A 12557-nucleotide genomic window follows, 5' to 3' on the forward strand; every position below is an offset into this window, starting at 1 on the left:
GCGGTGTCCCCTTCACCCTCACTCGGCCCCGGCCGGCCGCCGCGCACGCAGGCTGCACGGGCAGGCAGCATGGGTATGTCATTGCCGTAGGCTCAAAACACGAGAGATCTCTCGCGTTCCCCAAGAATGCGAGCGACCGCTCGCGTTTGTCAATCTCATGCGGAGAGCTGGGGATCACGCGTGCCCGAACACCAGACCACCGAGCAGCCGCGCCGCCGCCAGGCCCGCGGCGAGCGCCGCATCGCCCAGCTGCTGGAAGCGGCGGCCCAGGTCTTCTGCACCACCGGCTACACGGCCGCCTCCACCAACGCCATCGCCCGCGAGGCAGGGGTCTCCCCCGGCACGCTGTACCAGTTCTTCCCGAACAAGGAGGCCATCGCGATCGAACTGGGCGACCGGCTCATGCAGACGATGCGCACCACCTACGGCGAGGCGCTGGCCCCGGTCGACCCGGCGACCCCGCTGGAGGAGGCGGTGGGCGCCGCCGTCGACCGGTTCATCGACTTCAACTGCGCCCACCCGGCCTTCTTCGCCCTCATGCACGGCCCCGACATCCCCGGCCGGATCGGCGAGGAGCACGACGCCCTGCACGCCACCCTGCTCACCCGCATCGAGGCCCTGCTGTCGTCGTTCCTGCCGTCGGCGCCCCCCGCCGAGCTCACCCGCACCGCCCACATGTGCCTCGGCCTGTACAAGGCGGGCCTGGAACTGGTGCTGGCCCACGAGGGCGCCGAGCGCGAGGCCTACGTCCAGGAACTGAAGAACGCCCTCGTCCGCTACCTGGCCCCCCTCGCCGGCGACCGGACCGGACCGGACTCCGGCAGCCGCGACTGACCCCGCCGGCCCGCCGGGCCCACCGCACCGCCCCGCGGGCCACCCGCCGACCCCCTCACACAGAGCGGTGAACCGGGAGCCAGGCCCGCCCGGAGACCCCCTTCCCGAGGACCCCTCCGCCTCGACCGGAACTCCTCGCCGGGAGCCCGCCGACCCGGAAGCCCTCCCCGGACGCCCCGCGCCGCGGCCGGAGCCCGCCGGAGTCGCCCTCGGCGGGCCCTCGACCGGAGATTCCGCCACCCGGGGGCAGCCCGACCCGGAGCCGGATCCGCCCACCACCGCCGGGCACCCCGCCCCCCTATCCCCCTGGGTTCCCGAACCGCGCCATCACGGACACTTGCTCAAGGTGCGGCCATATCGCCTGCCGGAACGCGAGGGAACCCGCCGCACCTCTCGGCTGCGCCCCGGGAATTCCGCCCCCGCACCGCGCGGACACCGGCGCCGATCCGTCGGAACCTCCTTTGAGAAATACCCCCTAGGGGTATAGTCTGGGTTCTGGAAGGGCTCCCCGCGGGTCCCGTCCGCCCCACACGCCTCGACGAGGAGTAACGACATGACCACCCAGACCGACACCCAGGGTTCCGTCACCACCGTCTACAAGGTGAGCGGGATGAGCTGCGGACACTGCGAGGGGTCCGTCTCCGGCGAGATCTCCGAGATCGCCGGCGTCACCTCGGTGCAGGCCGTGGCCGCCACGGGTGAGGTCACCGTCGTCTCCGCCGTCCCACTGGCCGAGGAGGCCGTCCGCGCCGCCGTCGACGAGGCCGGGTTCGAACTCGTCGGTCAGGCCTGAGCACACTTCCCGCGACGGCGGATCCCGGCAGACCGGATCCGCGGCACGCATCCCCCGGAACGGCTCCCGCCGAGCGGGTGCCCGCTTCCGGGGGCGCACATTCCTTCGGTTTCCCGACCGGGCCCTGCCGACCGGCTGATACCGGTTCCGCACGGCCCGGTCCGTCGTCTGGAGCCCGGACATGACCAGCACCACCCCGCACAGCGGGATAGCAGAAACCACCGACACGGCCGAGATCGAACTACTCATCGGCGGGATGACCTGCGCCTCCTGCGCGGCCCGCGTCGAGAAGAAGCTCAACCGCATGGACGGCGTCTCGGCCACGGTCAACTTCGCCACCGAGAAGGCGAAGATCTCCTATCCGGCCGGCATCGAGGTGGCCGATCTCGTCGCCACCGTCGTCCGGACCGGCTACACCGCCGAGGAACCCGCGCCGCCACGGCCCGAGGAGCCGGAACCGGCCGAGTCCGACACCGACCCCGAGCTCATGGCCCTGCGCACCCGGCTGCTGGTCTCCGCCGTGCTCGCCGCACCGGTCGTGCTGCTCGCGATGGTGCCCGGCCTGCAGTTCGACAACTGGCAGTGGCTCTCCCTGACGCTCGCCGCCCCGGTCGTCGTCTGGGGCGGCCTGCCCTTCCACCGGGCCGCCTGGACCAACCTCCGGCACGGCGCGTCCACCATGGACACCCTCGTCTCGCTGGGCACGCTGGCCGCGTTCGGCTGGTCGCTGTGGGCACTGTTCCTCGGGGATGCGGGCATGCCCGGCATGCGGCACGGCTTCGACCTCACCCTCTCCCGCGCCGACGCCTCCTCCACGCTCTACCTGGAGGTGGCCGCCGGCGTCACCGCCTTCCTGCTCCTCGGGCGCTACCTGGAGGCCCGCTCCAAGCGGCGGGCGGGCGCCGCCCTGCGGGCCCTGATGGAACTGGGCGCCAAGGACGTGGCCGTGCTCCGGGGCGGCAAGGAGGTGCGCGTGCCGGTGGCTCAGCTGGCCGCGGGCGACCGCTTCGTCGTCCGGCCCGGCGAGAAGATCGCCACCGACGGCACCGTCGTCGAGGGATCCTCGGCGATCGACGCCTCCTTGCTCACCGGCGAGTCCGTGCCGGTGGACGTGACGGCAGGCGACACGGTCACCGGCGCGACGGTGAACGCCGGCGGCCGCCTCGTCGTCGAGGCCACCCGGGTCGGCGCGGACACCCAGCTGGCCCGCATGGCCCGGCTGGTGGAGGACGCGCAGAACGGCAAGGCCGAGGTGCAGCGGCTCGCGGACCGGGTCTCCGCGGTCTTCGTCCCGGTCGTCCTGCTCGCCGCAGCGGCCACCTTCGGCGTGTGGCTCGGCGTCACCGGGGACACCGTCGCCGCCTTCACCGCGGCCGTCTCGGTACTGATCATCGCCTGCCCGTGCGCCCTGGGCCTGGCCACGCCGACCGCGCTCATGGTCGGCACCGGCCGCGGCGCGCAGCTCGGCATCCTCATCAGAGGGCCGGAGGTGCTGGAGTCCACCCGGCGCGTCGACACCGTCGTCCTCGACAAGACCGGGACCGTCACCACCGGTCGCATGACCCTCCAGGACGTGTACGTCGCCGACGGCACCGACGAGCAGGAGGTGCTGCTGCTCGCGGGTGCCCTGGAGCACGCCTCCGAGCACCCCGTCGCCCGTGCGATCGCCGCCGGCGCCGAGGAGCGCGTGGGCACGCTCCCGGGGGTCGAGCACTTCGAGAACGTCCCCGGGCGGGGTGTGCGCGGACACGTGGACGGCCGCGAGGTGGCCGTGGGTCGGCTCGCCGAGAACGGCGACGGCCTTCCCGAGGAGCTGGCGCGTGCGCGGAAGGAGGCGGAGCGGGAGGGACGCACGGCGGTCGTGGTCGGCTGGGACGGCGCGGCCCGCGGCGTCCTCGCCGTCGCCGACGCGGTGAAGGAGACCAGCGCCGAGGCCGTGCGGCGGCTGCGCGCTCTGGGGCTCACGCCGGTGCTGCTGACCGGTGACAACCGCACGGTGGCGGAGGCCGTCGGGGCGCAGGTCGGCATCGACGAGGTGATCGCCGAGGTCCTGCCCGAGGACAAGGTCGACGTCGTACGGCGGCTCCAGGGCGAGGGCCGCGTGGTCGCCATGGTCGGAGACGGTGTCAACGACGCCGCCGCGCTGGCCGGCGCCGACCTGGGCCTGGCCATGGGCACCGGCACGGACGCGGCGATCGAGGCGAGCGACCTGACGCTGGTGCGCGGGGACCTGCGGGTCGCCGCGGACGCGATCCGGCTCTCCCGCCGGACGCTGGCCACCATCAAGGGCAACCTCGTCTGGGCCTTCGGCTACAACGTGGCCGCCCTGCCGCTGGCCGCCGCCGGGCTGCTCAACCCCATGATCGCGGGGGCGGCGATGGCCTTCTCCTCGGTGTTCGTGGTGACCAACAGCTTGCGGCTGCGGGCCTTTCGCTGAGGCACGGAACTCACATAAGCTCTTCACAAGTCTTGCGCATCGTCCTCGCGCTCGGACTCCGATGGTCATATCAGGGCCCTGGCGCATCTAACGGACAAATGCAAGAGACACAGATCACAGTGATGTGAACGTAACCATCGAAGGGGTTCGACGGTCTAAGTTGGCGATGTCAGGAAGGCGTCTTGGGGGGCGCCGACTGGCACCTGGGGATGTCTTGGGGGACTTCTCCAGAATTGCGTTGCCGGGGCACGTACACCGGGAAGCTTTGAGCGGCCCTCCCAGCGTGCGCTGTCCCGGCAGACCGCACACCGAGCAAGTGAGCAGTCCGCACGACACGAACCGCGCGAACGGTACGAGGAGTAGTACGAGCGGTTCTGCTCATTCTGCTCAACAGCGATTCAGGCGCTGTGTCCTCACAGGCGCCCGGCCGGATCCCGTGGGGGGAATCCGCACCGGGACATGGGAAGGCGCCCTGGTCGTCGGCCCGTGGGGGGACCGGCGCACCGGGGCGCCTTTCGCCTTGCGGGCGCCGTGCAGCACCACCAGGGCCCGGCGCCGCCGGAACCACCGCCCCGCCGCCGGGGTGCGCCCGGGCACGCGAAAGGGCCGCCCTCGCGGACGGCCCCTGCCGGGCACGGGCCCGGCCGGTGACGGGGCGCCGCGGACCGGCACCCCCTCAGGCTGCGGTCAGCGCTCCTCGACCGGGACGAAGTCGCGCTCGACGATGCCGGTGTAGATCTGGCGCGGGCGGCCGATGCGGGAACCCGGCTCCTTGATCATCTCGTGCCACTGGGCGATCCAGCCCGGCAGCCGGCCGAGGGCGAACAGGACCGTGAACATCTCGGTCGGGAAGCCCATGGCCCGGTAGATCAGGCCGGTGTAGAAGTCGACGTTCGGGTAGAGGCTGCGCGAGACGAAGTAGTCGTCGGAGAGCGCGTGCTCCTCCAGCTTCAGCGCGATGTCCAGCAGTTCGTCGGACTTGCCGAGGGCGGACAGCACGTCGTGCGCGGCGGCCTTGATGATCTTGGCGCGAGGGTCGAAGTTCTTGTAGACCCGGTGGCCGAAGCCCATCAGGCGGACGCCGTCCTCCCTGTTCTTCACCTTGCGGATGAAGGAGTCGACGTCGCCGCCCGAGTCGCGGATGCCCTCCAGCATCTCCAGCACCGACTGGTTGGCGCCGCCGTGCAGCGGGCCCCAGAGCGCGTTGATGCCGGCGGAGATCGAGGCGAACATGTTCGCCTGCGAGGAGCCGACCAGGCGGACGGTGGAGGTCGAGCAGTTCTGCTCGTGGTCCGCGTGCAGGATGAGGAGCTTGTCCAGGGCGGAGACGACGATCGGGTCGAGCTCGTACTCCTGCGCCGGGACCGAGAAGGTCATGCGGAGGAAGTTCTCCACGTAGCCCAGGTCGTTGCGCGGGTAGACGAACGGGTGACCGACCGACTTCTTGTAGGCGTACGCCGCGATCGTCGGGAGCTTGGCGAGCAGACGGATCGTGGAGAGGTTGCGCTGCTGCTCGTCGAACGGGTTGTGGCTGTCCTGGTAGAAGGTGGACAGCGCCGAGACGACCGACGACAGCATCGCCATCGGGTGCGCGTCACGCGGGAAGCCGCGGTAGAAGTTCTTGACGTCCTCGTGCAGCAGGGTGTGCCGGGTGATCTCGTCCTTGAACGAGGTGAGCTCGTCGACGGTCGGCAGCTCGCCGTTGATCAGCAGGTAGGCGACCTCCAGGAAGGTGGAGCGCTCGGCCAGCTGCTCGATCGGGTAGCCGCGGTACCGCAGAATGCCCCCTTCGCCGTCGAGATACGTCACGGCGGATTTGTAGGCGGCGGTGTTGCCGTACCCGCTGTCCAGGGTCACCAGACCGGTCTGGGCGCGCAGCTTCCCGATGTCGAAGCCCTTGTCGCCGACGGTACTGTCGACCACCGGGTAGGTGTACTCGTTGCCGTCGTACCGCAGTACTACAGAGTTGTCGCTCACGTCTTCCCTCACCGACGTTGTGCCTCATCTTCGAGGTGCCCTGACTGTCTCTACCTTCCCCCACTCGGCTCAGGAGAGTGCACTCGGGGTCGACCATCGGGCCTATCGACGGCACTGAGTGCCGCCAACTTTCTCATCCTGCCCCTTGTGTTCCCCATCCGGAAGGCCTCTGTGACCTTCACGACTCATTTGATCGATCATTTTTTGCGAAGTCTCACGATCTGCTCGTGAACGCTTGCCCCGCACCGGCCACGTCACGAGGCACCGCGTGCCAGGAAGCGCGAGGTCACAGCCCGGCCAACCGGTAGTCGAGGGCGGTACAGCGCCGCCCGGCCGAGACCGTGCGCACCGCCTGGCCGATCGCCTTGCGCGAACCCACCAGGACGACCAGCTGCTTGGCGCGGGTCACGGCCGTATACAACAGGTTGCGCTGCAGCATCATCCATGCACCGGTGGTGACGGGGATCACCACTGCGGGATATTCACTTCCCTGCGAACGGTGGATGGTCACCGCGTAGGCGTGCGCCAGTTCGTCCAGTTCGTCGAATTCGTACGGCACCTCCTCGTCCTCGTCGGTCAGCACCGTCAGACGCTGGTCGACCGGGTCGAGCGAGGTGACCACGCCCACGGTGCCGTTGAAGACACCGTTCTCCCCCTTCTCGTAATTGTTGCGGATCTGGGTGACCTTGTCGCCGACCCGGAAGACCCGGCCGCCGAACCGCTTCTCCGCCAGGTCGGGCCGGCCCGGCGTGATGGCCTGCTGGAGCAGGCCGTTGAGCGCGCCCGCCCCCGCCGGACCCCGGTGCATGGGGGCGAGCACCTGGACGTCCCGGCGCGGGTCGAGCCCGAACCTGGCCGGGACACGGTGCGCCGCCACGTCCACGGTGAGCCGCCCCGCCTCCTCGGTGTCGTCCTCGACGAACAGGAAGAAGTCCTTCATCCCGTCCGTCAGGGGATGCCGGCCGGCGTTGATGCGGTGCGCGTTGGTGACGACGCCGGACTGCTGGGCCTGCCGGAAGACCCGGGTCAGCCGGACGGCGGGGACGGGGCTCCCGTCGGCCAGCAGGTCCCGCAGCACCTCCCCCGCGCCGACGCTGGGCAGTTGGTCCACGTCCCCGACGAAGAGCAGATGGGCCCCCGGCGGGACGGCCTTCACCAGCTTGTTCGCCAGCAGCAGGTCCAGCATGGACGCCTCGTCGACCACCACCAGGTCGGCGTCAAGCGGCCGGTCCCGGTCGTAGGCCGCGTCGCCGCCGGGCTTCAGTTCCAGCAGCCGGTGGACGGTGGAGGCCTCCGCGCCGGTGAGCTCGGCAAGGCGCTTGGCGGCGCGGCCGGTCGGCGCCGCGAGCAGCACCTTGGCCTGCTTGGCGCGGGCCAGCTCCACGACCGAGCGGACCGTGAACGACTTGCCGCAGCCGGGACCGCCGGTGAGGACGGCGACCTTCTCGGTCAGCGCGAGCTTCACGGCCGCCTCCTGCTCGGGAGCCAGCTCGGCCCCGGTGCGCTGCCGCAGCCAGCCCAGCGCCCTCCCCCAGTCGACGTCCCGGAAGGTCGGCATCCGGTCCTCACCGGTCCGCAGCAGACGCAGAAGCTGCGCGGAGAGGGAGAGCTCGGCGCGGTGGAAGGGGACGAGGTAGACGGCCGTGACGGGCTCGGCCCCGCCGCCCGGACCGGGCACCTTCTCCCGGACGACACCGGGGTCCTCGCCCTCCTCCGGCGGCGAGGACAGCTCGGCCAGGCAGTCGATGACCAGCCCGGTGTCCACCCCGAGCAACTTGACCGCGTCGGCGATCAGCCGCTCCTCGGGCAGGAAGCAGTGTCCCTGGTCGGCGGACTGCGACAGCGCGTACTGCAGACCGGCCTTCACACGCTCGGGGCTGTCGTGCGGGATGCCGACGGACTGGGCGATCTTGTCGGCGGTGAGGAAGCCGATGCCCCAGACGTCCGCGGCGAGCCGGTACGGCTGGTTCTTCACCACCGAGATGGAGGCGTCCCCGTACTTCTTGTAGATCCGCACGGCGACGGACGTCGACACCTCCACCGTCTGGAGGAAGAGCATCACCTCCTTGATCGCCTTCTGCTCCTCCCAGGCGTCGGCGATCCGCCGGGTGCGCTTGGGGCCGAGGCCGGGGACCTCGATGAGCCGCTTCGGCTCCTCCTCGATGATCCGGAGGGTGTCCAGCCCGAAGTGCTGCGTGATCCGGTCGGCGAAGACCGGCCCGATCCCCTTGACCAGCCCCGAACCCAGGTAGCGGCGGATGCCCTGGACGGTGGCGGGCAGGACGGTGGTGTAGTTGTCGACGTGGAACTGCTTGCCGTACTGGGGATGCGATCCCCATCGCCCCTCCATGCGGAGTGACTCGCCCACCTGGGCGCCCAGCAACGCGCCGACGACCGTGAGGAGGTCGCCACCGCCTCTGCCCGTGTCGACCCGGGCGACCGTGTAGCCGTTCTCCTCATTGGCGTACGTGATCCGCTCCAGTACGCCTTCGAGCACCGCCGGCCGCCGTTCACCGGCGGACGTTCCCTCCTGCTGAGCCATGATCCGACGGTACCGGTGGCCGCCGACATCCGTGGGCGGGCCCGGGGGCGGCCCGGCCCGAGCGAGGGCCGGACCGGCGCCCCGGACGCGCCGCCCGGCGGGCGCGGGACGCCCTGAACCGGACAGGGACGGGTCATTCCGGAGAAGGGGCCCCGGAAACCGCGCGCCCCGGGATACTGAATCCCTTCCCCACCCCCGGTTCCCCCGTGGCCGGTCCCCGGCGTCGGCCCGCACCGGGGTGGCGCGGCGCGGGGTCGCGCCCGGCCGCGCACCGTCGAAGCGGGCACGCCGCACGCGTCGGTGACGCATCGGCCGCGCCGGCTCGGCAGGATGGCGGTGGACAACGCGCCCGCGGCACCGCACCGAGGAGGGAGCGAACGGATCGGGCGGTCGAGCGGGTCGAACACATCGAGCAGGCAGCAGGTCGAGCAGGTCCGAGCGGAGGGTCGAGAGGCCGGTGGCCGTGGTCGCGCAGCGGAGGTCTCACGGAGAGCGGCCGGGCGGCACGGGCGGACGGCCCGGACGCCGGCGGCCCGTGCGAGTGGAGTGGGAGTCACGTCATGTACGACTACGACCTGCTGGTCGTGGGGTCGGCCAACGCCGACCTGGTGATCGGTGTCGAGCGGCGCCCGGGTGCAGGGGAGACCGTCCTCGGCTCCGATCTGGCCGTCCACCCCGGCGGCAAGGGCGCCAACCAGGCCGTGGCGGCGGCCCGGCTCGGCGCGGACACGGCGCTGCTGGCCCGCGTCGGCGACGACGTCCACGGCCGGATGCTGCTGCACTCGCTGCGGGCGGCCGGTGTCGACACCGTCGGGGTGCTGGTCGGCGGCGCGCCGACGGGGGTGGCGCTGATCACCGTGGACCCGTCCGGGGACAACAGCATCGTGGTGTCACCGGGCGCGAACTCCCGTCTCGCCCCGGAGGACATCCGGGCGGCGGGCAGTCTCTTCCACGCCTCGCGCGTGGTGTCGGCGCAGTTGGAGATCCCGCTGGAGACGGTCGTGGAGGTGGTGCGCTGCATGGCGCCGGAGAGCCGTCTCGTCCTCAACCCGTCCCCGCCGCGCCCGCTGCCGCGGGAGGTGCTGGACGCCTGCGACCCCCTGATCGTCAACGAGCACGAGGCGAGGGTCGTCCTCGGTGACGCCTGCGTCAGCGACCTGCCCGAGGACTGGGCGCGACTGCTGCTGGCGAAGGGCCCGCGGTCGGTGGTGGTCACGCTGGGCGCGCGGGGCGCTCTGGTGGCGTCGGCGGCGGGGGTCTTCAGGGTGGCGTCGGTCGAGGTCGAGGCAGTGGACACGACAGGGGCGGGCGACGCGTTCACGGCGGCGTTGGCGTGGAGGCTCGGCACGGGGGCGGACCTGCCGGAGGCGGCTTCGTACGCGGCCCGGGTCGGCGCGGCGGCCGTGACGAAGCGCGGCGCGCAGGAGTCGTACCCGACCGCGGGCGAGGTGGAGGCACTGTAGGGGACGACCTTGCGGGGCAGCCCCGGCGACGGCCGCCACACCTTCACGATGCCGTCGTGACTCCGGATGGGGAAAGACCGTGAGCCGGGCGGCCGGCGGACGCCGCGCAACGTGTTCCTCATCGTGACCGGGACCTGTGCCGCGGTGCGCCGACCGCCGCGATCACCGGCTGCACCGGTGGCGACAAGCCCGAGGCGGCACCGAGCCCGGCCGCGACGGGGAGTGGCGGCGGGCACGGTGAACGCCCCCGCCCAGGGGGTCGGTTGCACGCACGCCGGCTGCGCCGGCACGGACCCAACGGCCAGGGGGTGCGCACGGGGCGGGCAGACACTCGCGCTGATCCGCAACGCCCAGACGGCGATCGAACTCCGCTGCGGCCGGGCCCGGCCGCGGCCCGGGGAGGATCACCCGCACCGAGCCCCGGCCGATCGTCGACGCGGCCGACTCCGCCGGCGTCACCCGGGCCGACCCGGTGCACCGGGGCAACGACGCGTACTCCCCGCTCGCCGAACTCGGCGGCAGCCGGCGCGCGTGGGCGTGCGGAACGCAGCCGAACGGCGAGGACCGCACCTGCACCGAACACGCCTTCGCGTCCCCGGCCCCCCTGCGCGGGACCGGCCCGGGGCGGCACATGCGGCAGTCGGTGCGCCGGCGGCCCTGCTGCGGGACCGCGAGCGACACCGCGAGGGCAGGGCGGTCGAGGGCCGGGGCCGACGACGGCGCCCGTCAGATGCGAGGGGGCCCCGGTCCGTCGACCGGAGCCCCCTCGGCTCGCCCCCTCCATGTCAGAACCCCCGCGGATCCCCCCGGATCCCCCCTCCAGAAGTTCTGATGCCTTCTACGACACGCTGTCCGCGGAAAGGGTTGCACCTGATGCCCAAGATTTTTCCGCTCGGGCGGACGGCCGTCCGGTGCCTCCCGGGAGCGCTCAGGACATCACGTGCCGCAGGAAGCGGTCCGCCGTCCCCCGCCGGCACCTCCTGCCCGTCCCCGGCCCACAGCCAGGAGTCGAACAGCTCGACCTCGATGGGCGTGTCACGTCAGTCCCTTCGTGGGCGCGGGGCGCCCGGTGGTCCGGGTGATGCCGGCATTCGCGCAGCAAGCGCAGTCTGCACCGAGAAGACGGCCTCCGGGCAGGACCGGCGACAAGGGTGCGCGGGACCCGGAGTTGTTCGAGGAGGCGAACAACGCGGCCGTGTGGCCGTATGGTCGGCTCGGAACCGAAGGCGTGGGCCCGCATGTGTACAGGGCGTACGACGAGTTGCGCGACCGGAGGACGAGGACATGACGGTGACCCTGGCGGACGTGGCGGCCCGCGCCCAGGTCTCCCCCGCGACGGTGTCGCGCGTACTGAACGGCAACTACCCCGTGGCCGCATCCACGCGCGAGCGGGTCCTGCGCGCGGTGGACGAACTGGACTACGTACTGAACGGCCCGGCGAGCGCCCTGGCCGCCGCCACCTCCGATCTCGTGGGCATCCTCGTCGACGACATCGCGGACCCCTTCTTCGGCGTCATGGCCGGCGCGATCCAGTCCGAGATCGGCGGCCCCGGCGGCCGGGCCGGCGGCGAGCGGCTCGCCGTCGTCTGCAACACCGGCGGCTCCCCCGACCGGGAGCTGACCTACCTCACCCTGCTCCAACGGCAGCGCGCGGCGGCGGTGGTGCTCACCGGCGGCGCGGTGGAGGACGCGGCGCACCAGGCGGCCGTCGCACAGAAACTGCGCCGACTCGCGGACGCGGGGACGCGGGTGGTGCTGTGCGGCCGGCCGCCGGCCGAGGACACCCCGTCGGTCGCCCTCACCTTCGACAACCGCGGCGGCGCCCGTGAACTGACCCAGCACCTCATCGGCCTCGGCCACCGGCGCCTCGGGTACATCGCGGGCCCCGAGGAGCGCACGACGACCCGGCAGCGCCTGGAGGGCCACCGCGCCGCCCTCGCCACCGCCGGCATCGCGCAGGATCCCGGCCTCGTCGTACACGGCCGCTACGACCGCCGGTCGGGCCACGAGGCGACCCTCGAACTGCTGCGCCGCGACCCCTCCCTGACGGCCGTGGTCGCCGCGAACGACTCCGTCGCCCTCGGCGCCTGCGCGGCACTCAGGCAGTCGGGCCTGCGGATCCCCGAGGACGTGTCCGTCGCCGGTTTCGACGACCTGCCCTTCAGCATCGACGCGGTGCCCTCGCTGACGACGGTGAGGCTGCCGCTGGCCGAGGCGGGGGCACGGGCCGGGCGCATCGCGACGGGCCGGGAGGAGCCGCCGCCCGGGGCGATCGCCATGGTGCGCGGCGAGCTGATGGTGCGCGGGTCCTCCGCGGTGCCGCGCGGCTGAGCGCCCGCGGGGGGCGTGGTGCGCATCCCGCGTGGGAACAGGCCGCGGTGACCGGTGCCGTGCGCCGCGAGGCGGAGGAGCACCCTCGTAGCGGGCGTACGCGGGCGGCTCGGCGACGCTGTGGGGCGCGGTGCCCGGGCGCGGGCCGGCCGTCCTTTCGGAACACGCCCCACCGGGGCT

At 72.4% G+C, this 12557-nt stretch carries 7 protein-coding genes; 5 read left to right on the top strand and 2 right to left on the bottom strand.

What is annotated here, in order from left to right; genetic code table 11:
* Positions 1–126: 126 nt before the first annotated feature.
* The 3 genes from JS756_RS29365 to JS756_RS29375 all read left to right on the top strand — a co-directional run bounded on the left by JS756_RS29365 (position 127) and on the right by JS756_RS29375 (position 4064).
* Positions 127–834: a TetR/AcrR family transcriptional regulator gene (locus tag JS756_RS29365; RefSeq protein ID WP_205386279.1), complete on the top strand. Its 708-nt coding sequence runs from the start codon at positions 127–129 to the stop codon at positions 832–834.
* Positions 835–1387: 553 nt separating this feature from the next.
* Entirely contained in the window at positions 1388–1627 is a 240-nt protein-coding gene (locus tag JS756_RS29370) for a heavy-metal-associated domain-containing protein (RefSeq protein ID WP_205386280.1), read from the top strand.
* A 181-nt stretch (positions 1628–1808) separates the two neighbouring features.
* Positions 1809–4064, top strand: coding sequence for a heavy metal translocating P-type ATPase (locus tag JS756_RS29375; RefSeq protein ID WP_205386281.1), 2256 nt, complete (start codon positions 1809–1811; stop codon positions 4062–4064).
* 687 nt (positions 4065–4751) lie between these two features.
* On the opposite strand, the gene JS756_RS29380 is transcribed toward JS756_RS29375, so the two are convergent.
* A complete protein-coding gene (locus JS756_RS29380) occupies positions 4752–6041 on the bottom strand; it encodes a citrate synthase (protein WP_205386282.1) in 1290 nt (429 codons plus the stop codon).
* 286 nt (positions 6042–6327) lie between these two features.
* On the bottom strand, positions 6328–8583 hold the full coding sequence (gene recD2, locus JS756_RS29385; protein WP_205386283.1) for an SF1B family DNA helicase RecD2: 2256 nt from the start codon (positions 8581–8583) through the stop codon (positions 6328–6330).
* A gap of 560 nt (positions 8584–9143) precedes the next feature.
* On the opposite strand from recD2, the gene JS756_RS29390 reads away from it, so the two are divergent.
* Positions 9144–10046 (top strand): ribokinase, encoded by a 903-nt coding sequence (locus JS756_RS29390; RefSeq protein ID WP_205386284.1) that lies wholly within the window; start codon positions 9144–9146, stop codon positions 10044–10046.
* A gap of 1284 nt (positions 10047–11330) precedes the next feature.
* Entirely contained in the window at positions 11331–12377 is a 1047-nt protein-coding gene (locus tag JS756_RS29395) for a LacI family DNA-binding transcriptional regulator (protein WP_205386285.1), read from the top strand.
* Positions 12378–12557 lie beyond the last annotated feature (180 nt).

Source organism: Streptomyces actuosus (genome assembly GCF_016921115.1).
Taxonomy (GTDB): Bacteria; Actinomycetota; Actinomycetes; order Streptomycetales; family Streptomycetaceae; genus Streptomyces; species Streptomyces actuosus_A.

Coding starts and splice junctions, on each gene's coding strand:
- JS756_RS29365 (WP_205386279.1), top strand. CDS start 127: ATGCGAGCGACCGCTCGCGTTTGTCAATCTCATGCGGAGAGCTGGGGA.
- JS756_RS29370 (WP_205386280.1), top strand. CDS start 1,388: ATGACCACCCAGACCGACACCCAGGGTTCCGTCACCACCGTCTACAAG.
- JS756_RS29375 (WP_205386281.1), top strand. CDS start 1,809: ATGACCAGCACCACCCCGCACAGCGGGATAGCAGAAACCACCGACACG.
- recD2 (WP_205386283.1), bottom strand. CDS start 8,583: ATGGCTCAGCAGGAGGGAACGTCCGCCGGTGAACGGCGGCCGGCGGTG.
- JS756_RS29390 (WP_205386284.1), top strand. CDS start 9,144: ATGTACGACTACGACCTGCTGGTCGTGGGGTCGGCCAACGCCGACCTG.
- JS756_RS29395 (WP_205386285.1), top strand. CDS start 11,331: ATGACGGTGACCCTGGCGGACGTGGCGGCCCGCGCCCAGGTCTCCCCC.